24 protein-coding genes are annotated in these 21,035 nt (G+C 59.3%); 21 read left to right on the top strand and 3 right to left on the bottom strand.

Translation table 11 applies throughout. The features are described from left to right. Window positions 1-105: 105 nt before the first annotated feature. Window positions 106-798 (bottom strand): S24 family peptidase, encoded by a 693-nt coding sequence (locus AC1RJW_RS26610; RefSeq protein ID WP_493047585.1) that lies wholly within the window; start codon window positions 796-798, stop codon window positions 106-108. Window positions 799-1,134: 336 nt separating this feature from the next. Here AC1RJW_RS26610 and AC1RJW_RS26605 point away from each other — a divergent pair, with 336 nt between their 5' ends. From AC1RJW_RS26605 to AC1RJW_RS26585, 5 genes are all read left to right on the top strand, one after another. Continuing rightward, complete coding sequence (locus tag AC1RJW_RS26605) at window positions 1,135-1,461, top strand: hypothetical protein (protein WP_493047584.1); 327 nt, start codon at window positions 1,135-1,137, stop codon at window positions 1,459-1,461. 12 nt (window positions 1,462-1,473) lie between these two features. Continuing rightward, a complete protein-coding gene (locus tag AC1RJW_RS26600) occupies window positions 1,474-2,103 on the top strand; it encodes a FlhC family transcriptional regulator (RefSeq protein WP_493047583.1) in 630 nt (209 codons plus the stop codon). Window positions 2,104-2,168: 65 nt separating this feature from the next. After that, window positions 2,169-4,058: a MobH family relaxase gene (mobH, locus tag AC1RJW_RS26595; protein WP_493047582.1), complete on the top strand. Its 1,890-nt coding sequence runs from the start codon at window positions 2,169-2,171 to the stop codon at window positions 4,056-4,058. A 3-nt stretch (window positions 4,059-4,061) separates the two neighbouring features. Continuing rightward, the gene (gene traD, locus AC1RJW_RS26590) at window positions 4,062-5,972 is read left to right on the top strand and encodes a conjugative transfer system coupling protein TraD (protein ID WP_493047581.1); all 1,911 of its coding nucleotides are present in this window, start codon (window positions 4,062-4,064) and stop codon (window positions 5,970-5,972) included. After that, window positions 5,969-6,586 (top strand): IncC plasmid conjugative DNA transfer DtrJ family protein, encoded by a 618-nt coding sequence (locus tag AC1RJW_RS26585; RefSeq protein WP_493047580.1) that lies wholly within the window; start codon window positions 5,969-5,971, stop codon window positions 6,584-6,586. Before traD ends, AC1RJW_RS26585 begins: the two co-directional genes overlap by 4 nt. A gap of 115 nt (window positions 6,587-6,701) precedes the next feature. Here AC1RJW_RS26585 and AC1RJW_RS26580 read toward each other — a convergent pair whose 3' ends face one another. Both AC1RJW_RS26580 and AC1RJW_RS26575 read right to left on the bottom strand, forming a co-directional pair. After that, window positions 6,702-7,130 carry a type II toxin-antitoxin system HicB family antitoxin gene (locus AC1RJW_RS26580; RefSeq protein WP_493047579.1) on the bottom strand — a complete coding sequence of 143 codons (429 nt, stop codon included), beginning with the start codon at window positions 7,128-7,130 and terminating at the stop codon, window positions 6,702-6,704. Between the two features lie 152 nt (window positions 7,131-7,282). Further along, window positions 7,283-7,441, bottom strand: coding sequence for a type II toxin-antitoxin system HicA family toxin (locus AC1RJW_RS26575; RefSeq protein WP_465047029.1), 159 nt, complete (start codon window positions 7,439-7,441; stop codon window positions 7,283-7,285). Between the two features lie 575 nt (window positions 7,442-8,016). Here AC1RJW_RS26575 and AC1RJW_RS26570 point away from each other — a divergent pair. The 16 genes from AC1RJW_RS26570 to trbC all read left to right on the top strand — a co-directional run bounded on the left by AC1RJW_RS26570 (window position 8,017) and on the right by trbC (window position 21,033). Further along, window positions 8,017-8,556: a hypothetical protein gene (locus AC1RJW_RS26570; RefSeq protein WP_493047578.1), complete on the top strand. Its 540-nt coding sequence runs from the start codon at window positions 8,017-8,019 to the stop codon at window positions 8,554-8,556. A gap of 125 nt (window positions 8,557-8,681) precedes the next feature. Next, window positions 8,682-9,284, top strand: a complete 603-nt coding sequence (locus AC1RJW_RS26565; protein ID WP_493047577.1) for a lytic transglycosylase domain-containing protein — start codon at window positions 8,682-8,684, stop codon at window positions 9,282-9,284. A gap of 137 nt (window positions 9,285-9,421) precedes the next feature. Further along, window positions 9,422-9,991 carry an OmpA family protein gene (locus AC1RJW_RS26560; RefSeq protein WP_493047576.1) on the top strand — a complete coding sequence of 190 codons (570 nt, stop codon included), beginning with the start codon at window positions 9,422-9,424 and terminating at the stop codon, window positions 9,989-9,991. A 184-nt stretch (window positions 9,992-10,175) separates the two neighbouring features. Then, window positions 10,176-10,556, top strand: a complete 381-nt coding sequence (locus AC1RJW_RS26555) for a hypothetical protein (protein WP_231958615.1) — start codon at window positions 10,176-10,178, stop codon at window positions 10,554-10,556. Window positions 10,557-10,600: 44 nt separating this feature from the next. Next, the gene (gene traL / locus AC1RJW_RS26550) at window positions 10,601-10,900 is read left to right on the top strand and encodes a type IV conjugative transfer system protein TraL (RefSeq protein WP_493047574.1); all 300 of its coding nucleotides are present in this window, start codon (window positions 10,601-10,603) and stop codon (window positions 10,898-10,900) included. Window positions 10,901-10,917: 17 nt separating this feature from the next. Then, window positions 10,918-11,520, top strand: a complete 603-nt coding sequence (traE, locus tag AC1RJW_RS26545; protein ID WP_493047573.1) for a type IV conjugative transfer system protein TraE — start codon at window positions 10,918-10,920, stop codon at window positions 11,518-11,520. Beyond that, on the top strand, window positions 11,471-12,274 hold the full coding sequence (locus AC1RJW_RS26540; RefSeq protein WP_493047572.1) for a type-F conjugative transfer system secretin TraK: 804 nt from the start codon (window positions 11,471-11,473) through the stop codon (window positions 12,272-12,274). The genes traE and AC1RJW_RS26540 overlap by 50 nt, the downstream gene beginning before the upstream one ends. Window positions 12,275-12,280: 6 nt before the next feature. After that, window positions 12,281-13,669, top strand: a complete 1,389-nt coding sequence (locus AC1RJW_RS26535; RefSeq protein WP_493047571.1) for a TraB/VirB10 family protein — start codon at window positions 12,281-12,283, stop codon at window positions 13,667-13,669. Continuing rightward, complete coding sequence (locus AC1RJW_RS26530; RefSeq protein WP_493047570.1) at window positions 13,653-14,429, top strand: DsbC family protein; 777 nt, start codon at window positions 13,653-13,655, stop codon at window positions 14,427-14,429. Before AC1RJW_RS26535 ends, AC1RJW_RS26530 begins: the two co-directional genes overlap by 17 nt. A 2-nt stretch (window positions 14,430-14,431) precedes the next feature. Further along, window positions 14,432-15,094, top strand: a complete 663-nt coding sequence (locus AC1RJW_RS26525) for a TraV family lipoprotein (RefSeq protein ID WP_493047569.1) — start codon at window positions 14,432-14,434, stop codon at window positions 15,092-15,094. 26 nt (window positions 15,095-15,120) lie between these two features. Further along, the gene (gene traC / locus AC1RJW_RS26520) at window positions 15,121-17,688 is read left to right on the top strand and encodes a type IV secretion system protein TraC (RefSeq protein WP_493047568.1); all 2,568 of its coding nucleotides are present in this window, start codon (window positions 15,121-15,123) and stop codon (window positions 17,686-17,688) included. A 5-nt stretch (window positions 17,689-17,693) separates the two neighbouring features. Continuing rightward, window positions 17,694-18,038, top strand: a complete 345-nt coding sequence (locus tag AC1RJW_RS26515) for a hypothetical protein (RefSeq protein ID WP_493047567.1) — start codon at window positions 17,694-17,696, stop codon at window positions 18,036-18,038. Then, complete coding sequence (gene traF, locus AC1RJW_RS26510) at window positions 18,035-18,559, top strand: conjugative transfer signal peptidase TraF (protein ID WP_493027841.1); 525 nt, start codon at window positions 18,035-18,037, stop codon at window positions 18,557-18,559. Before AC1RJW_RS26515 ends, traF begins: the two co-directional genes overlap by 4 nt. Window positions 18,560-18,573: 14 nt before the next feature. Then, complete coding sequence (gene traW, locus AC1RJW_RS26505) at window positions 18,574-19,266, top strand: type-F conjugative transfer system protein TraW (RefSeq protein WP_493047566.1); 693 nt, start codon at window positions 18,574-18,576, stop codon at window positions 19,264-19,266. Beyond that, on the top strand, window positions 19,263-20,270 hold the full coding sequence (locus tag AC1RJW_RS26500; protein WP_493047565.1) for a TraU family protein: 1,008 nt from the start codon (window positions 19,263-19,265) through the stop codon (window positions 20,268-20,270). Before traW ends, AC1RJW_RS26500 begins: the two co-directional genes overlap by 4 nt. Then, window positions 20,260-21,033, top strand: coding sequence for a type-F conjugative transfer system pilin assembly protein TrbC (gene trbC / locus AC1RJW_RS26495; RefSeq protein ID WP_493047564.1), 774 nt, complete (start codon window positions 20,260-20,262; stop codon window positions 21,031-21,033). Before AC1RJW_RS26500 ends, trbC begins: the two co-directional genes overlap by 11 nt. The last annotated feature ends 2 nt before the right edge of the window (window positions 21,034-21,035 follow it).

Below are 21,035 nucleotides of genomic sequence, written 5' to 3'. Positions count from 1 at the left end.
GCATGGCCGGCAACATGGACGCACACTATCCCCCCACACCGCCAACGAATGCGGTTTCCCCAGCGAGCTTGCGCTGCCCCCACGCTGTCTGGCCTACCCGGCCGCTCAAAAGTGCACTGGATTGAACACCAGCTTGACTTTTCCCATGATCTTCAAACCAGGCAAAGGGCGCGGGACGCTGATCGGCGCGTAGCGCATATTCTCGCATCGCAATACCAGATCGCGTCCCAGCAGCACTTCAATGTGGCGCACCAGCATCTGCCCCGAATAGTCCAGCACGTAGGTACCATTGGCATCCGTGCGCGTATCAAGCAGGTCAAAAAAGACGGCGGCGCCCGGATTAATCAAGGGTGCCATGTCATCCCCCGACATGACATGCACCTGCCAGGCATGCAGGTCGGAGGCGGCTTGCGCAATCAGGGCCCCGATCCAGTCTGGGCGCTTTTTATGCTCATCAGCAACGTGTGCGGCAACACCGTCGACCAGGTCATCCAACAGAAACGCTGTGCGGTGTTGCGTCAGGCCAAGCATCCAGTTTGCGTCCACACCGAACTGGATGCACAGGATGGCCAGCGATCGCAAGTCTGGCAGGCCAGGCATTCCCGGCTCAATCCAGCGGCCGACCGTTTGTAGCGCGCGGCCGGTTATGTCGCTCAGAAAACGTTGACGTTGCGTTACAGGAATATTCAAGCTTGCGAGCTCGACATTTAATCTGTTGCGGAAACCTGGCATGAGATCAATCACGACAGTGCTTGCTGTCTCTTTTGACAACGGTACAATTTTTTTCAGCGTATTCATTTTTGTGCTACTCCCCAGAGTCAAAAATCGCGGAGCCAATTTATTTGTAAGGCATTTGCAGCATTTGCTATTTCCTCCTATCACTAAATACACGTCCCATTTCGAGAGCTACCACATAAATAATTATAATCAAGTCGCCCCTCCAATTTTCCCCACTTCCTACCAAAAGAAGCATCTGCTATTGACTCCCCGTTTTTCGTGGTGTAGCCTAAAAATTAAATAGCCGAGCGAATTACTTACTAAGAATAATTTAATAGACGAGATTGCTAATTTTCATAGCAGCCACCCAAGTTATTACCTTTTTTAGTTTCAATATGGAAAAGATTGAGGACGACCATGGATAACGACCACGTTTTTAATAGTGTGCAATGGATGAATTTCCAGTTATTGACGCTCATTCATTCCAACCTCAAAACCAACCCCGCTGCCACTGCATACAGCTTCAGGCTCACGAAGGAACAGTGCACGCGCTTGCTCAAGATGAGTTTCACGGACATCCAGACCATCGCCGTCAACATGACGGGTGAAAGCCTGTTCTTGCCGCGTGACAACCTGCTTCAGCTGCTCGATGCCCCAGCCGGGCTGGCCAGCATCCTCTCTGCAGTACGCAAACATGTGCCACCTGGCAGCAGGATGGAGCCGGGCATGGCGATGTCCTCTTGAAGGAGGTGCGTCATGGGCCATATTCAGGTGAATCGCCATATCAATGCGTTCATTCTTGCCGATACCTGCGCGCAGCTGGGCGCCACCATCGGCACCGCATCCTGTGTCAGCGGATTGAGTGTGACCGTCCTGCGCCGTCTCTTGTACGACCAGTCCGGCGAGAAACGTGGGAGGGGAATTGCTTCGGCCATTTTCTGGTATGAACGGGCGAACAATATGGCCAAGGCAGACGCCTGCATGTTTGCGGCCATTTTCATGCAGGTCTGCGAGCTGAATGACTTTGAAACAAGCTATACGCCTGGCAATGCGTTGATTGATAGTTTTAAATTGTATTCGGAACGATGCCGGCGTGATCCGTATGTATCGATTGACCGCGCATTTTTATTGGCCTGCCATTTAAAAGGCATCTGGACGCAGCGTTCGCCATCGCTGTTATTAAAAACATGCCGCTACTGTACTTCTCAATATATTGTTCATCGAAGAAATGTAATGAGTTGCAATAACCCATGCATCTTCTGCCATCTGGTCAAAGCCTATGCGACGGATCCACGCATTCGCCGGCATTTTCCACAACCTGATCCGCACACTGCCCTGCAGGATCTTGCCGCGCACTACGCCCTCCGACGCGCCGGCCATGCCTAGCCCTGAGAAAAGATCAGCTCCCATGAACTACGGCATATTATTGATGTACTAAGGAACCATGCATCATGCGCTGGCCAGCCTGGCTCCAATCGATCTTGCGGCGTGATCCGCGCGGCGGCACGGAAGCGGAACGGGCGCGCCTCCCGCAACAGCATCCAGAACAGAGCATGGCAGATGCATCCCGCCAGCACGAGGGTATGGCCATCCGCTCCACAGAGGCAATTATGCAGAGCCAGCGTGCGTTCATTCAGCGCATCAAATTGTCATATGGCAGTGATCACGAGACATTCCAGAGAGAACTCATCCCACCGATCCGCAAGTTCATCGACTATGTGCTCGACTTGCCAGCAACGCCCAATCAGCACTTCTGTGCCAGCGGAGGGATGGTCGACCTGGGATTAAGGACGGCATTCTTTGCCCTGCAGGCCACCGATGACCAGATTTTTGAAGGGCGCGCGACCATTACGGCCCGGCGACATCTGGAGCCGCGATGGCGGCGGGCCACGTTTATCGCCGGCCTGTGCGCTGAACTGTACCGGACACTGAGCCATATCCGGGTCAGCGATGAGCATGGCGAGCAATGGCAGCCCTTTTTCATGCCGTTGGCACAATGGGCCGCGCGGCGTCAGGCAAGGCATCTGGTGGTGCGATGGGAACACGGCATGCCGGAAACACGCTCGGTTGGCTTGTTTGCGCTGCCGATGATCATCACCCCGGAGACGATGGCGTATCTGGCAGAGGGCAACAGCGTGGTGGTACCGCACATGCTCGCCGCGATCAGCGGCAGCACGACACGGCAGCAGCACAACTTGGTAGACGAGCTGGTACGCCGGGCGGCCGCCTTTGTCATCGACAAGAACCTGCAGGAAAGCGCCCGAATACAAGGTGCTTTGAAACCCGCGCTGCATCTGGGCCGCTATTTTCTCGACACCATGAAGGATCTGGTCGACGCGCATCCCGGATGGGTGCCGAACAGCGAGAAATCGCGGGTCTGGTTCGGCCCCGACGGGGTGTTCATCGTCTGGCCGAACGCGGTTGCCGACATTCTCAAGGTCCTGGAGGAAGCATTGCTGCCGGGGCTGCCCCAGTCGGCCAACGAAGTATTGGACATCCTGCTGGCCAACGGCATCGCGCAGCCGCGGGACGAGGTACAGCTTACCTGGCTGATCAAACCGCCCAACGTGGCCAGCGCGCTGGAGGCGGTCAGGCTCGATAGCCCGGGATTACTCTTCGAAGGCATGGTGCCGCAACCAGTGCCGCTGGCGATGCCATTGGCGGTGACGGCCAAGGGTTCGCGCCCGCCTGCACCACCCGCGCCAGTGCCGGGCGCGGCGCAGCGATCGGGACAAAATCCGAAGCCGTCTTCATCGGACGGGGCCAAGACCAGCGCACCAGTTCAACATTTGCGGCTCGCCGCTGATAACACCGCAGCCAGGCCGGCGCCCGTGGTGCCAATCACCTCTGGCAGCAAAACAGCCGGCGTGGAGGATCTGTTCTCCGGAATCGAACCCGGCAGGGAACGCGCTCCCAACGGCATGGACGACATGCCGCCGGCAGCCGGGACAGTGGAGGCAATCCCTGCCGGCCAGAATGACTCGCCGGGGCGGGAGATCGAGATGTTGTCGTTCGCCGCGCCCATGCGCCTGCACCCTGCGCTGGTGAAGGCCGTGGCAGATATCCTCCATACGCTGAACTTGCCGGTCTCGCGGATGGCCTGTTTGACCACCTCGGAGGGAGTCTTCATTCCGCTCGGTGAGCTGGCGCAGCGCCAGATCGATATACAGACCGCCATCCGCAGCATGACAGAACTCGGTATGCTGGTACGGCAGCGTGGCAAGGGGACCACCACCGACTTGCCATTCCGCGGCAAGACCGTGCCTGGCGTGGTCCTCAAGCCGGCATGCGTCAACGGCTTGCATGTCGAGGATTTCAAAGATCCGGATGCCGAGGAGTGACCCATGCTGCTGCGCAAATACGAAATGCCGTGGCGCCGGCCGTCAGAACTGCTGGCAGGAACGGCCTGGATGGCCGCGGCGGCGGCCTTCGTGTACATGACACCAGATGGCATGCCAGTCAAGCTGGGCCTGTGTTCTGCCGCGGCCGCTGTACTCATGGCCGCCATCCGCATGCGGCAGGGCCTGCATATCGTCAAGGTGCGCGCCGCCCTGTCAGGGCGCGCCATGGAAATGATCAGCACCAGTACCCTGGCAACGTATATACAGCAGGACGACCGGCTTTTCCTGGGCTTTGGCTTCGAATGGACGCCGGTGCACTCCCAGCGCCTCTACGAGCTGTCGAAGATCGACTACAAGGACTACCTGATCTCGCCGCTGCTGCAGAAAGTGTTGGGCTATGCGATTGGACGCAGTTACGTGATCCAGCCGCAGCCCGATGCGGAGATCGGCCTGCCGATACTGCACGGCGTCAGCCCCGTGGAACAGCCCCTCTACCGGCCGCTGCAAAACTTCGAGGGCGGCACGGTCATCGTCGGCACCACGCAGGCCGGCAAGGGTGTCATGCTGGGCAACCTGCTGACCCAGGCCATCAAACGCGGCGATGTCGTAATCATCCTCGATCCAAAAAACTCCAAGCGCCTCAAGCGCATTGTGATGCGAGCCTGCCACGACTATCGCGATCCAGACACTTTTTTGTGGTTTCATCCTGCTTTTCCGGAAAAAAGCGCCCGCATCGACTTCACGTTCAACTGGCAGAAGCCAACCGAGATCGCCTCGCGCCTGGAATCGATCCTGCCACCGGATACGGCCGGCGCCTTCACGGCGTTTGCCTGGAGCGCTGTCAATGTCGTGTGCCAGGGCATGGTCACCCTGGAACGGCGTCCGAATCTGATGAAGCTGATGCGCTACATCGAAGGCGGCATCGAGCCGATCCTCGAAGCCTGCTTACGGCGGCACTACCAGACCTTGTTCGGTACAGGCTGGCGCAGCCGGCCGGACATGGCGCACCTGCTGGACAAATCCAGCCGGGGCCTGATCAAGGCTCCGAGCCCGTCCGCCAGTGCCGACCTGCTAGCATTCGTCGCCTACTATGAGCTGCTCCTACCGGAAGCGCAGCACGACAAGGTCATTGACTCCCAGGTCGGCGTCTTTCGCCACAACCGCGAGCACTACCAGAAGATTACGGCCAACCTGCTGCCGATCCTGTCCATGCTCACGTCAGGAGACCTGGGCAAGTCGCTTTCGCCAAATCCCTTTGATCCGGATGACGAGCGGCCAATCATGAATTTCGAGAAGATCGAGCGGGGAGGGCATGTCCTCCTGATGTGCCTGGACTCGCTGCCGGATCCCTCTGTCGCCAGCGCGATCGGCGCCCTGGCGCTGGCCGACCTGGCGGCGCGCTCTGGCATGCGCTACAACCTGGGCGGCTATCGCCGCATCACCCTGGCGGCGGACGAAGTATCCAACGTGATCAACCAGCCCCTCATCGAAATTCTGAACAAGGGCGCCGAGGGCGGCATCTATTCGATCGTGGCGATGCAAACCATTTCCGACCTGGTGAACCGCCTGGGCAGCCAGGATGCAGCCAGGATGGCACTAGGCAACCTGAACAACCTGATCGCCTTCCGCTCCAAGGATCAGCCGACGCAGGAATTCATCTGTGAGACGTTTGGCAAAACCGGTATCCACAGCATGAAAGTGGGGCGCAACACCGCCTCCGACGGACATCTCTCCGATTTTACTTCCGTGACGTCGCAGCAGGTGACGGAGGAACTGGACGATGCGATTCCGCCTTCGATGCTGGGAAAACTGCCCAATCTGCAGTATTTCGCCTCCGTTTCCGGAGGCCGGCTGATCAAAGGGCGTTGCACGCTGCTCGATCCGGGTCCGGAGAACGCAGAGGAGGCCGCATGATCATCCGCATCGTCGCCGTGGCGTCACTGTGCCTGATGCTGCTTCTGGTGCTGTATCTGCCGGCGGCCTATACCACGGCGCAATTCCTGCAGCAGATCCGCGTGGAGCACGCCATCTGCAGCCAGTACTGGCAAGGTGGTGCTGCGGCACGCATCCTGGCGCGGACATTGGCCTTCGTTGAGAGCAAGCCGACGCGCGCGCCCCTCATCATCCAGGACAAGCCGCCAGCGTCGCCGGGCACTGCCGTGACACAAGAGGTGGCGAGAGTCGGCACCCGCACGTTCGACAACGCCTACATCCGTTCGCTCAACGGACTCTTCGCCCTGGGTGCCTATCGCCTGGCAACGCTGGTTGAATGGCTGCCACCGTTCGGGATACTGCTTGGCGCTGCCAGCATCGACGGCATCATCATCCGCGCCGTCAAAAAACAGGAATTCAGGCGGTACAGCCCGGAAATCGTGAGCTTGTCAGCCTGTATCACGATCATGACGGCCTGCGCCATGGTGCTCCTGCTGGTCATGCCCTGGACCTTGCACCCGGCTGTCCTGCCAGTCATGCTTCTCATCATCAGCATATGGATGAATCTTGGCATCGCCAACTATGCCAAGGCGTAAGGCATAAACTGGCCATCCATTCAGTGGATGTACGTCGCCGCGCAATCTGGTTTTGCAAGACCCTCTGGTGGTTCGTTCAAAACAATAGTGGCCCGCATTGAGCGGGCCACTATTGTTAGGCTTCTGCGTACTCTCTTTTTTCAGACTCTTCCGCGATTAAGCTCATTGCAGCTCTGGACAAGAACCCACTTCGCGTTTCATGTCTAGAATCGACATAATTATCAATTTTCTTTAAGATGAAGCGCGGAAGGCTAATATTGATTCGTTCAGGCTTTGAGTCAAGGTCTGACAAATCAATATTTACGATTGCCCATATTCCATCGGCATATTCCTCATTTTTGATTAGATCCTCAATCTTGGAATTTTCAATTGAGACTGGTTCATTTAATAAGAGCAGAGTTTCGATATGACTGCGGATTGCTTCCTTAGCATTCTTCATCGCGTCATCAATTGTATCGCCCCAGGAGTGGCATCCCTTAATGTCAGGAACAGTAACACCATATACACTCCCGTTATCCTTATGGATTACGACGGAGATTTCCATTTTACACCTTTGGTTATAAAGTAATCGAAGAAACGATCCTTTTCTTTATTTCAATTTTATTGCATTTCAAAAACAAGCTTCCTTCAATTTTTCCACTTCAAAATAATTAACTGGATTTCTCAGTCAATTATTTTGAAGGGAAAAAAGCCGAACTATCTTAGTCCGGCGTCTTTGAGGATGCTGTTAACAGTTCCTATAGGCAAATCTTTTTTAGGGTGAGGCACCGTAATCAAGAGCGGCTTAGTTGGATGTTTGAAATGGTGGTGGCTACCAACTACACGTACTAGTTTCCAACCATCCTCTTCCAGCATCCGAATAATTGCTCTTGAGTTTTTCAAGATCGCCTCCTCGAATGAGGTTGTGTGTAATTATACACACAGAAAATCCAACGGCAAGTTTTTTTGTGTATTCGTGTGTATTTTATTGCCTGAAAGTATCTCAATGTTTTTTGAGATCACTGACATGCCACGCGTAGGCGCAATCACATCCCGAAAAACCTCCCGTGACTCTCTGCCCGGCGCTTGAGATTGCTCGAAGCGATGCATTGGATTGGCAAGCAGGGCATTAAGCCAGAAATGAGGACAGCCATCTCTTCCTGCGTCAGGCAGGTCTTGGCAAAGAAATACACCAGTACCAAGAACCAGGCAACTCGCCATACAGGATCCCGCAATCCCTGCACATATTCACCACCGCCAGGATTCCCGCGACGCAGCCTTGGCGATGTTGAACACCGACAATCGCCAATGTGGGGAAGCGGCCGCACTGCAGCCTGAAGCAGGCCGGCGTTCACCTGCGGAGAAAGCAAAGTTCAGCTAAACGAAATACGTGCGAAAAACAATAATTTGTTGGCGACACAAGGCATTCCGCTGCGCTTACGATCCTCTTCATGGATCACTTTTCGCTCCCCAAGAACATGTCTACGCCACATCCGCCTTCGCCGCCGGGTTTCACTACGCCATGCACCAAAGCCAGCCAGGCGCAGGCGGACGATCCGAAGCAAACCGTGGCGACACGGGTGTTCTACGAAGAGTTCCGCTGCGTGAAAGCGCTCTACCTGGATGCCGACAACTATGCTCCCCAGTTCAGCGCGACGGACCTGATCAGCGCCTACATTTCACTGGCCTTCACCCTCGATAACCCGGAAGGCCTGATCTTTACCTATTTGCATACCGAGCTGCTCCTGCGCGATCAACGTACCCCGCGCCGCCAGGAGGAAATCTGGAAGCCGCAATACCAGCTATTAAGGGCGCTGCAGCGATCACCCCTGAACTGTGACCCGCATCCCCATTTCACGCTGGACCATTTCACCACGGCCTGCATTGCCATTGCGGTGAAAAAAGGAGTCGCAAAACACAGCATCTTTGGGCAAGCCCGCAAGAATACCGTGGCCCGCTCCATTGGTTTGAAGAATACCCGGCAATCGTAACGAGCACCAAGCAACAACCACCGCACCACCACCGCCTGCATCTACCTGGAAACACCCTTGCCTCGCGCTCTGCGCACGCGGCACCGGCTGACACCGAAGCGTCCTGTTCGCTACGCAACAGGCTGTTGAATCCTTTTTCCGGTGGTTTTACGCTCATGCAATCGGTCCTGTCATTCGCCACGCTTTCCTGCGCACTGCTGCCCGCACTGCTGCCATGCGCCGCGCACGCCTGCTGGGATGATGCCGGCCGGCAGTACGGCATCTCTCCCGCACTGCTGTTCAGCGTGGCCCAGGCTGAATCGTCCCTGAATCCGCGTGCCGTGAACCGTACGCATTTCCAGGTCACCCATACGGTCGATATTGGCTACATGGGGATCAATACGAACAGGGCCATGCTGAAAAACCTCGGCCTGAGCGAAGAGGACTTGTATAACCCCTGCAAGAACATCCACGCCGGCGCCCGCATACTGCGCGAGAAATTCCAGCGTTTTAACGTTACCTGGGAGGCCATCGGCGCCTACAACGCCTCGTGCGTCACGCTTGCGCCAGCCGCGTGCCAGGAAGCTCGCAGACGGTATGCCTGGCGCGTGTATGGCTTCCTCACCAACACCAGGGCGCCAACGGTACGCCGCTCCCCGCCAGCTGCCAAGCACAACATCCCCAACAAAACACGCTCCGACCGGTTGGCACCTGCCCCGGCCACGCTTGTCTCGGTGAGCTTGCCATGAGGCGCACGTTCACTCACGCTGCGCTGGCAGCGACAACAATCGCGAGTGCCTGCCTGTTGCTGGCCGCCTGCGAAAGCCTGTACACCCAGCCTCAGCCGGCAATCCTTCCCTCCCGCGCAGCCGCGTTTGGGTCCCACATGCAGCACATCGCCCAGCTCCACTACGGTACGCAGGCGCACTACGGCCTGTGCATTGCGCCGGCATGCCCTGCGCGCACGCCCAAGACGCTGGCAAGACAGGCGGCGCGCCTTGGAGACTTGATCCAAACCACGACACCGGCCGACAGCGCTGCGCAGACATCCGCTGCGGCGCCGGTGGAAACCGGTGCAGCAGACGAGACAGGCTTGTCCGATGCCAGCCAGCTGACGGTGCACTTTGCGCCGGGTTCCTCGCGGCTCGATAGCGCGGCCCGACACGCTCTCCAGCAATTTCTGACACTGGTGCAGCCAGGGACACGGATGCATATCGCGGGCAGAACCGATAACACCGGCACACCGGCATCGAACGACGCCATTGCCCACCAGCGTGCAGCCAGGGTCGAGCGCTATCTGCGCCGCCATCTGCACGTCCCGGCGGTCCAGTTCGAGGTCGAAAGCAGCGGGGCCTGCTGCTACGCCGCCGCCAATGCGACCGAAGCGGGCCGCCAGACCAACCGTCGCGTTGAGCTTAGTCTCAGCGCCGATCCACCTTGGCAGGCGCAGCGATGAGGACCTTGACACCCCAGGTCAACCTGACTGCGGTACTGGCAACGTGCCGGCCAGGTCATTTCCCCTGCTGCCGCCACTGCATCGCGTGGCATTGCCGCGTCCGCGGCCCTCCCGCATCGCCATGCAGCGCCAGATAGCCGCCCTACAACAGCCAGTTTTCTTCATTTTCACGATTGGAATGCACATGAACACCCTGCAATACGTCACCGTTCTCCCCTTCAAACAACATGGCAAGCGCCCCCTGGGCCTGCGTGTCTCCGCCGCAGCCAAGGTCCTGGCGCTGCTGACCCTGATTACCCTGGGTCTGCTTGCCGCCATTCCCGCCACGGCCATCGATCTCGTCGCGTTCACCGGCATCACCGGTCCGCTGACGTCCGCACTGACGCAACTGGCCGCACTGGCACCTGGCGTGAAAGCACTGGTCGGCTTCATCGGCTTCGTGGTGGCCCTGATCTCGCTGACTGCCCTGCGTAATTTCAGTCCGGTGCTGTTCTACATCGGCATGGCGATTTTCGGCGCGGTCGGGCTGATCATCGGCGGCTCCATCATGGGCGCCACGATCTGAACCAAGCGGGCAGATACACCACGCATTGAGAAAAGGAGGACGCCATGCAAGCCGATACCTACATTCCCCGGCGGCTGGACGACCAATGGAAAGTTGGCCTATGGGACTTTGATGTCGCCTTTCCCGTCCTCCTTTCCGTCTTTGTCGGCTATCTGGCCAGCAGCAAACTCGGATTTTTCCTCGCGGTCTGCGCCGGCGTCGCCGTGTCACGCTGGCTCAGCCGCAAAAAAGCGGACAAGCATCCGGCCTTTGTCCTGCACTGGGCGTACTGGTACCTGCCTGTCAGTCCACTGACGTCCATGCGCTCGACCCCGCCATCGCATATCCGCAAGATGGTTGGATAGCGAAAAGGAGAGCATCAGTGAAACTGGAAACCTATCAGGATGACCTGGGCGCACTGCGCCGCCGCGTCTTCGACCAGCGCCTGGCCATCGGCATCCTTTCCGTCTGCCTGATGCTGGCGTTGACCATCATTGTCCACATCGCCGGCACGGAACGCACTGTCATTGTGCCGCCGGCTATCAATAAAACGTTCTGGATCGAGGACGGCAAAGCCAGCAACGACTACCTGGTGCAGATGTCCGGCTATATCGCCTACCTGATGCTGGACGTCACGCCGAAGTCAATCGAATGGAAGAAGGACATGCTGCTCAGCTGGTGCCTGCCGGAGAACGCCGGCAGCATCAAGACACGCCAGGATCTGGAGGCGGCACGACTGAAGAAGCTCAATGCGAGCACGTATTTCCAGATGCAGCAGCTGGTACCTGACGAAGAAACGCAATCGGTCACGATGACCGGCTACCTCAAAACCCAGGTGAACGGGGCCAATACCTCCGACAACCTCAAGACCTACCGCGTGGACTTCGTCTTCCGCGGCGCGCGCGTGCATTTGAAAGATTTCAAGGAGTTGAAAGATGGAAAACCGGATACTGCCACTGGCGTGGCTGCTGCTGGGGCTCGTTGAGCTGCCCGCTTGGGCCGTACAGACCAGAGAGGTCAGGGACGGCGCTACCATCGAGGCGGTCATCGCCGCACATGAACCCACGCGCATCCGCATCGAGGGCGGCAAGATCATCGACGTCGTTGGCAACATCTACTCGAGCAGCAACTGTGCCCCCAAACCGACCGACGCCAGCCTGCCCGCAGCGCCTGGTGCCGTCACTGCCGTCAATCCCGGTGGCCAGGTGTCGCTTGCCTGCGACTTGGCCAAAGGCGAAATCTATATTCAGCCGGTGGGCACTGCTGCCAAGCCGATCAACCTGTTTATTTCCTCCGCCACGGCGACCTACACCTTGCGCCTGAACCGCGCGGAGGTTCCTGCAGACACCATCGTGATCTCAGACAAGTCGGCCAGACGCCAGGTCACGGCAGCCAATGCCAGCGGCGCGGCGGCGAGGTCCGTCACATTCATCCGCTCCCTGAAATCGATGCTGATGTTCATGGCTTCCGAGCAGGTGCCCGAGGACGTCCGGATGGAAGAGCGCGACGAAGCGCGCCTGCTGTGGGCGGAAGCGGAAATGAAGCTCATCCGCCAGTTTGAAGGCCGTGGCCTCATCGGCGAGACCTATGCACTGAGCAATATCAGCGGTGCGCCGCTGGTGCTCGCAGAACAGGAATTTGACCGCGACGATGGCGATGTCCTGGCCGTCGCCATCGACAACCTCAACTTGCGTCCGAATGAAAGCACGCGAGTCTATGTCATCAGGGCAGGGGAGTGAGCCGCCATGCGCATCATGCAAACATTGAAATCCTGCACGGCACGGTTGACGCCCAAGCAGCAGCAGTACCTGGCCGCCGCCAGTATCGTGACAGCCTGCATTGGCGTCCTGTGGGCGGTATTGGCCTATTCCGAGTCCGGCAGCCCGGCCAAGCAGCTCCCCAAAGCGACCGACAAACGCACCACCGTCAATGTGGATGGTGCCAGCATGATGGTGCCCGGCCAGATCTCGCCGGAAGACCAATGGGTCGGCAACGCCGGCAAGAAGCTGGCGCAATATGACAGCGACAAGGAAGCGCAAGACAAAATCAACAACGATCACAAGGCCGTCGAAGCAGCCTTGCTCAAGCGCCTGGCCGATCTGGAAGCAAAAACGGCCGCCACGGCAGAACCAGCGCCGCCACCCGCGCCGCCCACGCCCGTTACGCCGCCCATTCCGCAGCCATCGCCATCGGCACCGGCTCCGTCGCAGTACCCTCCCGGCACGCCACTCGGTGGCAACGCGCCGCCAGGACTACCCGCCACCGACGTAGCCAGTGGCAACCCCGGCGTACTGCGGCCAAACGAGCCACCGGAGACGCCCGCCCCCATGATCCGCGTGTCCCTGGGCGCCGCGGCAGACTCCAGCAGGAAGACTGGATCCACCGGCGAGATCGGGGCGAATGGGGGAAAGACTTCGAATACGCTGGAGGACTTCCTTCCGGTCGGCATCCTGCCGGGAGAGCTGCTCGGCGGGATCGATGCGCCGACGGGCGGCCAGGCCCAAAGCAATCCGCTGCCGGCACTCATCAAGATTTCAGCCGCCGCCATCCTGCCGAATCAGTTCCGCGCGGACGTCAAGGAATGCTTTGTGGTTGCCTCCGGCTATGGCGACATCAGTTCCGAACGCGCGTACCTGCGCACTGACGTGCTCTCCTGCATCCGCTACGACCGCTCGGTGGTCGAGGTCAAGATCGAGGGCAACATCTTTGGGGAGGATGGCAACCTGGGGCTGCGCGGCACGCTCGTCTCCAAACAGGGGCAGCTGCTGGCCAACAGCCTGCGCGCCGGCATCGTCAGCGGCATCGGCCAGGGTTTTGCACAAGGCAACAGCTCATTTACGACTTCGCCGTTTGGCACCCTGTCGACGACGACCGGCGGCACCGGCGACCAGTTCCGCCGTGGCATTGGCAGCGGCATGGGGAGCGCGCTCAACAACCTGGCCAACTATTACATCCGGCTGGCCGAACAGACGTTTCCCGTCATCGAGGTGCATGCGGGGCGCAAAGTGGACGTGGTGCTGACCCGTGGCGTGCGTATTCCCGCGCGGCCCATGTCACGCAGCGACGCGGACCGGCAGGATCAGCTTGGCCTTGCCGAGCGCACGATGGAGGTTCCCAATGAAGATGCTGACTAGACTGGCCCTCGCCGCGCTCGCCTGCGCCGCCACACTCGGTGCCCACGCCAGTACGGCCGAGGACACGCTGCTCGCCACGCTGAAGCGAACCTATCCCGGCACGGCCTTTGATATGGTCACGGCGACACCGATCCCCCACGTCTTCGAGGTGTGGATGGGCGACAACGTCGGCTTTGTCGCCGATACACGCCCTGACTACATGATTTTTGGCCGCCTGGTCGATCTGCGTGCCATGCGCGACCTGACCGCACCGAAACTGCAGCAGCGGAGCAACGCCGCCAGCCCGGCAGCGCCGACGGCAGCGGCTATCGATGTCCGCCAGCTGCCGTTGACCGATGCGATCGTCTCCACGCAGGGCAAGGGCGAACGCGTCCTGTATCTCTTCACCGATCCACATTGTCCGTATTGCCGCCAGCTCGAACCGGAACTGGTCAAGGTACCCAACCTGCGCATCTACAACTTCATGGTGCCGTTCCAAGACCAGGTTTTACCTCTGCGCATCTGGTGTGCTACCGACCGCATCGCTGCCTGGCGCAGCGCCGTCAGCGGCACATTGGACGGGCAGGGTGCACCAGCCCAATGCGCCCATCCGCTCGACCGCAACCTGGCCCTGGCCAGCACATTGGGCGTACAGGGCACGCCGACCCTCTTCTTTGCTGATGGCGCACGGGAAACCGGTTTTATCAGTGCCAGTGAGATTGAGGCCCATCTGGCGCAAGCCGCGTCGCGCCACCAAGCCAGTAAGAACCCACAGGAGTAATCATGCAGCTGATTCCATCGAATTCATTCCGAGTCAACAACCTGTCCGCCGCAGCGGTTTGCCTGACGATCCTGGCCGGGTGCGGCGACATGACAGGCCTGGGCGGCAAGTCCGAATATGCCTGCAAGGCGCCGGAAGGCGTGCAGTGCAACTCCGTATCCGGCAATTACTACAACTCGTTGACATTGGGCGGCGGCGCGGCGGCCAAAGGGGCAGCTGCCAAGGGCAGGCCACCTTCAGCCCCGCGCAGCATGTACACGATGGCCAAAGCGGCCTCCAGCGGCAGTTCCATGCAGGGACTGCCTGCGTTCGAACCCGCCGCACTGCGCTCGCCGCCGCGCGTCATGCGGCTCTGGATCAAGCCGTGGGAGGACAGCGACCATGATCTCCACGATCAGTCCTTTGTCTACCTGCAGACAGACTCTGGCCGGTGGCAGGTCGCCCACGCGCAGCGGCAGATCCGTGATGCCTTTGCTCCCCTGAAACCGCCCGCACCTCAGCAGGCGTCATCTTCGGGTACTGCGTCTCCCTCTGGACAGGCCAACTCCGGCGCCGAAACACGGCCAACCTTGCCGCCAGCGGGAGCGCTTGCCGATCCTCCAGTCGGGGCCGTCACGCCGGTTCCAGAAGGCGCGCCGTCTCCAGCGCCGGCAACAAACCAATAGCGATATTGCATTCAGAGAGGACAAATATGCTCAAGTTCTTCATGCCAGAAAACGATGGCGAAGGGATCCGCGCTGGCCTCTGGGATCTGCTTGGATTGAGCCGAGGCGAGGCATTTTCCCAGGATCAGTTTGCCAGCTGGCTACCGTACGGTCCCTATGTCGACAGCGAGCAGCTGTTCGTCAATCGCCATCACCGGCTCGGTTTCATGCTGGAACTCATGCCCCAGGCCGGCGCCGATGAGCGCATGGTGGAAGTGCTGCAAAGCCTGTACACCAACTGTCCCGCCAACACGGGTGTGCAATTTCACCTGTTTGGCTCGCCGGACATCCGCGCCCCGCTGATCCAATATGCCAACATGCGCATGGAAGACGAGGATCAATATGAAAACTCGCAGCAGTGGGGCCGTCCGGCCCGGAACAGCAACCTGTACCGCCAGCTGGCACGCCAGCGCGTGCAACATCTGCTGGCCGGGAGCCAGAAATCCCTGACCAAGGGATTTCATTTTACGCTGCGCGACTTTCGATTGATGATGAGCGTCACGGTGGATGGACGCGCCGATGATATCGGCCAGCGCGAAGCGGCGATCGGTTTGCGCGACTCGATGGCAAGCACCCTTGACGCCGCCTCTATACCCAGCAACGTATGCGAAGCGGCCGACTTAATCAACTGGTGCGCACTGTTCACCAATCCGCACCGGCTCACAGATGGTTTCATCCCATGGATTCACTACGATGAGGGAAGAGAACTGCGGGATCAGATTGTCGACTTCGATACCGTCCAGGAGCCGACCAACGAAGGCATCCGGTTTTCGAAGCCAGGCAAGCCGCAGCAGGTGGAAGCACGCTTCTTCTCCATTAAATCGTTTCCTGGACGTTTCCCCCTCTGGCAGATGGGTGCGCTCATCGGCCACGCCATGCAACCGGCACTGCAGTACCGTGCGCCGTTCCTGCTCACCATGGGCGTACACATCCTCGATACGAACACGACGCGGACATTGATTACGGCGAACCATATCCGCGCGACACAGAACGCCGGTAGCAAGATGGCCGCCATCATGCCGGACGTGCAGAAGAAGCAGGAAGACTGGAATGCCGTCGCCAACGCCATGGATGTCGGCGGCAACCTCGTCTCGATGTACCACCAGCTGGCCATTTTCTGCCCGCCTGCCGAGGCGACTGCGGCGGCAGAAGCGGCCAGGGCCATCTGGCGTGCCAGCGGCTTTGAACTCAATGCCGATGTGTACATGCACCGCCAGGCGCTGCTGGCGAGCTTGCCCATGACCCTGACGCCTGCGTTCCACAACGACATGAAGAAGATGAAGCGGGTGACGCGCAAATCCATGGCGAACGCCATCCATCTCGCGCCCCTGCTGGGGGAATGGCGAGGAACCGACACGCCAACGCTCATCTTCGCCGGCCGCCGCGGCCAGCTCGTGACGCTGGACCTGTATGACAACGACTTGGGCAACTACAATTTTGCCGTCGTCGGCGCCCCAGGATCCGGCAAGTCCGTCACCCTCAACGAGATAGCCTGGTCATACCGCTCCGGCGGTGCGCAAGTGCGCCTGCTTGATCTCGGGCGCTCATTCGAGAAGCTGTGCAAGAAAGCCAATGGCACGCATGTCGAGTTCAGCCCCCGCTCGAAGATCATTTTGAACCCGTTTACGGCGGTCAATGACATTCACGAAGACATCGATATGCTAATGCCCGCCCTGGCGAAGATGTGTTCCATGAGTCAGCAATTGCAAGAAGTGCAATATAAGGCCATTTCAACGGTCCTCCTGAAGCTATGGAAATCCTACGGCAATGATCTGACGATCACCGCTTTGCGCGACGAATTCAAGACCGGCAGTATTGCTGAACTCGAAATCAAAGGCGATGAGCGCATCCGCGATCTTGCCATCATGCTCAATCCATACTCCAAGGACGGGCAGTACGAACGCTTCTTCGAGGGCAAGAATAACGTCGACTTCTCGAATGACTTCGTCGTGATCGAAAACGAAGAACTCAAACGCAAGCCCGATCTGCATGCCGTCGTCAATATCCTGCTGATGTACCAGATCACCGGCGAGATGTACCTGAACCGTGATCGCAAGAAGCTCCTGATTATCGATGAACTCAAGCAACAGCTTGGAGAGATCGGTGCAGACGACCCGGTCAAGGCCGCCGTGGTGGAAGAAGCAGCCCGGCGTGCGCGCAAGTATGGCGGTGCACTGGGCACCGCGACGCAGGGTGCCGATGATTATTACGGTTCTGTGCAAATGACGGCCGCTTTCAACTGCTCCGACTGGGTTTTCCTGCTGCGGCAAAAACCGGAGTCGATTGACATCCTGGAAAGCAACAAGCGCCTCGTCATGGATGCTGCCAAAAAGCGGCTGCTCAAATCGCTGCGCACGGAAGCGGGGGCCTTTGCGGAAATGTACGTCTCGTCGCCCATCGGCGAAGGCGTCGTACGCCTCGTCATTGATCCAGCCACGCAGCTGCTGTTCTCGAACAAACTCGCGGATAACAAGCCGATTGATGCCCTGCGCGCCCAAGGCTACTCCATCGACGAGGCCATCGCCCGGGTACTGGCCGACAGGGGACTCCAATGAGAATCATGCTGATCAATTTCCTCGTATCGGCCTGCTTCGTGGCGATCGGGATTGCCGCCTATGACCGGCTGGTGCTGCGGCCGATGCTGGTCATCGGGGTCGTCGACGCGGCGAACGTCTTCAATGCAAAACAGGAACAGTACTTCAAAGCCATGACGACCAGCCGTACCGACATGGAACGGCGGCAGGCGATATCCGATGCTGAACGATTCGTCCCCCGTTTTGCTGCTGCGTTGGCGCAATTGCCGCAAGAGTGCGCATGCCTAGTGGTCGACAAAACGGCGGTGATCGGCAGCCGCGCAACATTGATCGATCTCACTCCATTGCTCAGAAAAAAGGTGAAACTGTGACCCGCGATTTCTTTCAGCATGTGCGCAGGCGCTGGTATCTGTACCTGGTGCTGGTCGTGATCTGGACACTCGCCTATGTCCGTCTGTTTATCGATGCTACCCCGCGTCTGCCTATCCTGTTTAACGTGACCCCCAGCTTGCCCTACACGGTCGCAGTGGTCGACTACCGGGCGGACGGCATCCGTCGCGGAGATTATGTGGTCTATGCATTCGAAGGGGCGGCGTACCGCATCTTCCCCGGCCTGTACCACCAGCCGTTCTTCAAGATCGTGCGCGGCGTGGCCGGCGACAAAGTGACCGTCCGGGATCGCCATGTTTTCGTCAATGGCGAGGAGGTCGGCATTGCCAAGACCCATACCACCGTTAAACACCTCCGGCTCGAACCTATCGCCGAGACCGTGATTCCGCCCTCGTATTTTTATGTACAAGGCACCAGCCCGGACAGCTTCGATTCACGCTACAGCATCAATGGCCTGGTACGCGCCGACGCGGTCCTGGGCGTCGTCATTCCGATCTTTTGAAGGAAAAGCAAATCATGCCATTACTTGAACCCGCACCCACGACACGGGGTTTTCACATCCTGCCATGCGGTGAGCTGACCAGGCGGATTTTGTCCGTCCTGTTGCTGGCCAGTGGCCTCACGGGAGCATTGGCAAAGGCCGAGGAGCTGGCTGCGATCGGGCCGACGTATCCGATTGCCGAGCAAAACCTGCTCGACATGATCGCCCAGCGCCTGCGTGCGCTGGAAAAGAGCGGCCAGCTTCACGCACTGCAGGAGCAGGCGATCGCCAAAGGCAGGGCGGCCGTGGCCAATCCGGCCCCGGTGGCAGGTTTGACGCCGGCGAAGGCACCGCGGACCCTTTACTTTGATCCCACCTATGTGCTCGACAAGAACATCCTCGATGCACAGGGTCACGTCCTGCTCCCCGCAGGCACCCGCACTAATCCGCTGGCGATCACGTCCATGTCCAAGAAACTCCTGTTTTTTGACGCGCGCGATCCTGTACAGGCAGGGATGGCGCGCAGCCTGCTCCAGCGCGATGGCGCGCGGATCAAGCCGGTACTCGTCGGCGGCTCGTATTTGCAGCTGATGAAACAGTGGAAGACGCGGATCTACTTCGATCAGCAGGGCAGATTAGTAGGGCGCTTTGGCATCCGGCATGTCCCCGCGTTGGTCTACCAGGAAGGCATGCGCCTTCGCATTGATGAAATGGTGGTGGCCAGATGAGCCTACTAAAACACACCATCGGCTTGATCCTGCTCCTCATCGGGGCAGGCCATGCCCAGGCGGTGCCGGTCGGAACCTGCACTGGCGCCTTCCCGAACCCGATCACGGATATCTGCTGGTCATGCATCCTGCCGATCTCCCTGGGCAGCGTCACCCTGGGCAACCTGGGCGGCCAGGAAGACACCGCCAATCCGTCCAGTCCGATTTGTTCGTGCAAAGTCAATCCGCTGATCGGCCTGTCCATTGGCTTTTGGGAACCCGTGCGCCACGTGGAAGTGGTGCGCAAACCGTTCTGCCTGGTGTCCCTGGGTGGCATCGATCTCAATCCGGGCATCCCTGCGCCGGAAGCCGCCCGGGCCACGGACGCAGGCGGCGCCCAGGACGCCTTCTACCAAGCGCATTTTTATGTCAATCCAGTCATGTACTGGCTCAAGGCGGTCGCCGATTTCCCCTGCCTGGAAGCCGGCTCCTTCGATATCGCCTACATGACCGAGGTCGACCCGCTATGGGGTGATGATGAGCTCACCTTAATTATCAATCCCGAAACAGTCCTCTTTGCCAATCCGGGGGCGGTCGCCGCCTGCGCGGCCGACTGCGTTGCCGCCACGGCGGGATTTGGCCGCCCGGAATTGTTCTGGTGCGCCGGCTGTCAGGGAGGTCTTTTCCCGCTCGATGGCCACGCGGCCTACCACGTGGGCGGGGTGCGCACCGCCGAATTGATGATGCAGCGCCTCACCGCCAAGATGCACCGAGAACTGCTGACATGGGGCATGCATGGCCAGAAAGGGCTGTGCGGTCCGTACTTCCTGCCGGAAATGGACAAGACGGCCTACAAATCCCAGCTGACGTATCCGATTCCGGCCACCGACAAGGAACTGGGCAAATGTTGCCAGCCTTTTGGCCGCACCACCATCGCCTGGGGAGCCGGGAAGGAATACCCGGTCAAGGGCGAAGATTTTGCGTTTATGTTATTTCGAAAAAGGAACTGCTGTGTTGGCTACTAATCCGATCCAAGTGCCCTCTGCGGGCGCCAGGCCTGCTGCACTGCGTACCATGGCAGGGCTAGGTGCTCTGTTCCTGGCCCAGGCCGTGGCGGCGCAGGCGATACCAACGATCACCGACGCGGACATCGAACGCGCCAAAAAGCTGCAGCCGGTCATCACCGAGCAGGATATCGCGCGCGCCATTCACACCAATCCCATGCCGCAAGACCCGCCGCCAGGGCCAACTCCCACTACGCCACGGATGCGGATCGACGCCTTGCCGCAGCCTCGCCCAACGCTACCCGTCGATCTGGGTGCCATTGCCAAAGGCTACGAAGCGGCATCCAATCCAATCGCGCTCTCCGGGTTGAATGGCGACCGGCTGCTGGTCTTTGTGACCTTCGCCATGCCGGAAGCCGCTCTGAATAAACTGGCGATGCAAGCGGCGCAGCTGCAGGCGACCCTGTTACTACGGGGCCTGGACGACGGATCACTGGTCAAAACCGTGGTGCATGTCCAAAAAATTATGGGCGAGCGCAAGGTGGCATGGCAAATCGATCCGCAGGCATTTGACCGCTTTGCCGTACGCCAGGCGCCGACCTTCGTTTTGCTGCGGGGTAGTGCACCCGCCCAGGCCTGCGGGGCAGGGAGTTGTTTCGCGCCGGATGCTTATGTCCGCGTCGCCGGCGACGTCTCGCTTGAATACGCGCTCAAAACCATCCAGCAACGCGCACCGCGCTTCGCCGGCAGCGCCGGCCGCTTCCTGGAGAAGATGAGGAAATAGCC

It is taken from the genome of Janthinobacterium sp. GW822-FHT07A03 (assembly GCF_058798815.1).
Note: the sequence above shows the minus strand (reverse complement) of the source record. Positions and strands in the feature narration are given on the sequence as shown.

Excerpts from the sequence above, each read along its gene's own strand:
- AC1RJW_RS26610 (WP_493047585.1), bottom strand. The coding sequence starts at position 798 with ATGAATACGCTGAAAAAAATTGTACCGTTGTCAAAAGAGACAGCAAGC.
- AC1RJW_RS26605 (WP_493047584.1), top strand. The coding sequence starts at position 1,135 with ATGGATAACGACCACGTTTTTAATAGTGTGCAATGGATGAATTTCCAG.
- AC1RJW_RS26600 (WP_493047583.1), top strand. The coding sequence starts at position 1,474 with ATGGGCCATATTCAGGTGAATCGCCATATCAATGCGTTCATTCTTGCC.
- mobH (WP_493047582.1), top strand. The coding sequence starts at position 2,169 with ATGCGCTGGCCAGCCTGGCTCCAATCGATCTTGCGGCGTGATCCGCGC.
- traD (WP_493047581.1), top strand. The coding sequence starts at position 4,062 with ATGCTGCTGCGCAAATACGAAATGCCGTGGCGCCGGCCGTCAGAACTG.
- AC1RJW_RS26585 (WP_493047580.1), top strand. The coding sequence starts at position 5,969 with ATGATCATCCGCATCGTCGCCGTGGCGTCACTGTGCCTGATGCTGCTT.
- AC1RJW_RS26580 (WP_493047579.1), bottom strand. The coding sequence starts at position 7,130 with ATGGAAATCTCCGTCGTAATCCATAAGGATAACGGGAGTGTATATGGT.
- AC1RJW_RS26575 (WP_465047029.1), bottom strand. The coding sequence starts at position 7,441 with ATGCTGGAAGAGGATGGTTGGAAACTAGTACGTGTAGTTGGTAGCCAC.
- AC1RJW_RS26570 (WP_493047578.1), top strand. The coding sequence starts at position 8,017 with ATGGATCACTTTTCGCTCCCCAAGAACATGTCTACGCCACATCCGCCT.
- AC1RJW_RS26560 (WP_493047576.1), top strand. The coding sequence starts at position 9,422 with ATGCAGCACATCGCCCAGCTCCACTACGGTACGCAGGCGCACTACGGC.
- AC1RJW_RS26555 (WP_231958615.1), top strand. The coding sequence starts at position 10,176 with ATGAACACCCTGCAATACGTCACCGTTCTCCCCTTCAAACAACATGGC.
- traL (WP_493047574.1), top strand. The coding sequence starts at position 10,601 with ATGCAAGCCGATACCTACATTCCCCGGCGGCTGGACGACCAATGGAAA.
- AC1RJW_RS26540 (WP_493047572.1), top strand. The coding sequence starts at position 11,471 with ATGGAAAACCGGATACTGCCACTGGCGTGGCTGCTGCTGGGGCTCGTT.
- AC1RJW_RS26535 (WP_493047571.1), top strand. The coding sequence starts at position 12,281 with ATGCGCATCATGCAAACATTGAAATCCTGCACGGCACGGTTGACGCCC.
- AC1RJW_RS26530 (WP_493047570.1), top strand. The coding sequence starts at position 13,653 with ATGAAGATGCTGACTAGACTGGCCCTCGCCGCGCTCGCCTGCGCCGCC.
- AC1RJW_RS26525 (WP_493047569.1), top strand. The coding sequence starts at position 14,432 with ATGCAGCTGATTCCATCGAATTCATTCCGAGTCAACAACCTGTCCGCC.
- traC (WP_493047568.1), top strand. The coding sequence starts at position 15,121 with ATGCTCAAGTTCTTCATGCCAGAAAACGATGGCGAAGGGATCCGCGCT.
- AC1RJW_RS26515 (WP_493047567.1), top strand. The coding sequence starts at position 17,694 with ATGCTGATCAATTTCCTCGTATCGGCCTGCTTCGTGGCGATCGGGATT.
- traW (WP_493047566.1), top strand. The coding sequence starts at position 18,574 with ATGCCATTACTTGAACCCGCACCCACGACACGGGGTTTTCACATCCTG.
- AC1RJW_RS26500 (WP_493047565.1), top strand. The coding sequence starts at position 19,263 with ATGAGCCTACTAAAACACACCATCGGCTTGATCCTGCTCCTCATCGGG.